Origin of the sequence: Oscillochloris sp. ZM17-4, assembly GCF_019599295.1 — a bacterium.
GTDB lineage: Bacteria > Chloroflexota > Chloroflexia > Chloroflexales > Chloroflexaceae > Oscillochloris.
The window spans coordinates 1-2,172 of sequence record NZ_JAIEWN010000142.1; the positions used below are offsets into that span (position 1 = coordinate 1).

Annotated in this window: 2 protein-coding genes; both read left to right on the top strand. The window is 69.4% G+C overall.

All coding sequences use genetic code 11. From position 1 onward, the window contains the following. The first annotated feature begins 406 nt into the window (after positions 1-406). Positions 407-832: a nuclease A inhibitor family protein gene (locus tag K2Z83_RS28220; protein ID WP_220598504.1), complete on the top strand. Its 426-nt coding sequence runs from the start codon at positions 407-409 to the stop codon at positions 830-832. 10 nt (positions 833-842) lie between these two features. Further along, the gene (locus tag K2Z83_RS28225) at positions 843-2,108 is read left to right on the top strand and encodes a DNA/RNA non-specific endonuclease (protein WP_220598505.1); all 1,266 of its coding nucleotides are present in this window, start codon (positions 843-845) and stop codon (positions 2,106-2,108) included. Positions 2,109-2,172: the final 64 nt, after the last annotated feature.

A 2,172-nucleotide genomic window follows, 5' to 3' on the forward strand; every position in this document is an offset into this window, starting at 1 on the left:
GCTGGGGTACAGCAGGCCCTCGGCGGCCCCGCCGATCATGGCCAGGTCGGGGTCGCCTGCGGTCGCGGAGACGAGCGGCAGGTAGACTGTGCGCTGGGAGGGCGCGGCGGCGAGCGTGGCGGCGGCGAGCGTGGCGCTCAGCAGGGCGATGGCGACAGATGGACGCGCGGGCATGGCGAGCTCCTTTGGTGCGTGGCCGGCGCGGTGGCGCGCGGCGGGCGAGCGACGGAGGGCGGCGCGCAGGAGAGATAACAACACAAGCACAATAGGCAGCATCCTCGGGCGCGGGGGTGATGCGATGGCTGAGATTCGGGCGGATCTCTGTTGAGGTTTGCGAAGATGGGGCCATCGCCGATGTGCTAGACTGCACCTAGAGCGGCCAGATGACCGCGCGATGGAGCGCATCATGAATGATCTGACCAGCACGCACGCGGCCCCGACGCCCGACGACCTCGCCGATCTCACCGCCGCCGCCGATGGCCTGCTGGTGATGAGCGAGAGCGACTACCCGCTCACGCCCTTCCGCTGGCCCGGCCCCGGCCCGCTCACCGAGTCCGCCCTCCTGGCGCACCTCGCCATGCCGCCCGACACGCCTGTCGAGACGCGCACGCTCGACGCCTTCCTCGGCCCAATGGCGGCCGAGCAAGACTGGTTCGATGACGCGCAGCGCGCCGCCGCCACCCGCTTCGCCGCGCTGCGCGACCTGCTCGCCGCCCGCCTCGCCGATATCACCGTCTATCGACTTGGCCGCATCCAGATCACCGCCATCATCCTCGGCCAGGACACGGCGGGCGACACCGTTGGCCTGCGCACGATGCTGATCGAGACATAGAAGGCCACAGATGACCACTCACCAGCGCCGACTTATCCTGAGCCTGCTGCTCATCGCCATCGTCCTGCTCCTCGCGGGCTGGCCCGCCCGCGCCCAGACACCCAGCGTCCACCTGACGATGGGCAACCCCAGCGGGGCGATCGCTGACGCGGCCCAGCCCAATAATTACCTGATCGTCCGGGACCAGTACGCGCTCTCGTACGACCGTGACAAAGGCACCCCGAACTGGTCGAGCTGGCACCTGGCGGCCAGCGACCTCGGCTCCGCCGCGCGCTACAGCGGGAACTTCATCACCGACACGAGCCTGCCGGCCGGCTGGTACCGCGTCACCCACAGCGACTACACCAACTCCGGCTACGACCGCGGCCACATGACGCCCTCGGCCGACCGCACGGCCAGCGACGTCGATAACCAGGCCACCTTCATCCTCTCGAACATCCTGCCCCAGGCGCCGGCGAACAACCAGGGCCTCTGGGCGACGCTGGAGGGCCACGCCCGCGATCTGGTCTACCAGGGCGACGAGCTCTACATCATCTCCGGCGGCTCCGGCTCGCTCGGCACCCTGGCAGGCGGCAAGCTCACCATCCCCGCCGCCGTCTGGAAGGTGATGCTGGTGCTGCCCGCCGCCGATGGCGACGACGTGGCTCGGGTGACGGCCGACACCCAGGTGATCGCCGTCTGGACGCCGAACGACGCGACGACCCAGGGGATGCCCTGGCAGAGCTACCAGACGACCGTCGCCTGCGTGCAGGAGCGCACCGGCCTGGACTTCTTCGCGGCGGTGGACGACTCCGTCGAGCGCGTGATCGAGGGCGCGCCCTGCTCGGGCAACCCGGTGACTCCCACCAGCGCGGTCTATCTGCCGCTGATCATGAATCCAATCGCAGCGACCCCCATAACGGTGACGCCTGTGACGGCCACGCCCGTACCGACGATCACGCCCGTCACGCCCACCCCGGCGAGCGTGACGATCACCTTCATCGACTATGCGCCGACCACCGGCGCGACCGACGAGTATGTGACGATCCGCAACGACGGGGGGAGCGCGGCGGACATGACCGGCTGGACCCTGCGCGACCAGGCGAACACCACCTACACCTTCCCATCCTTCACCCTGGCCGCCGCCGCAGAGGTGAATGTCTGGACGAAGGCCGGCGCAGACGACGCCGGAAACCTCTACTGGGGCCGCACCCAGGCGGTCTGGAATAACACCGGCGACGCGGCCAGCCTGCGCGACGCCGGCGGCGTCGAGGTGAGCAGCTACAGCTACCCCTAGCGGGCCACGCGTCTGGTCAGCGCATGATGCGCATGGGGCTTCGCCCCATACGCATCAAGGTAAG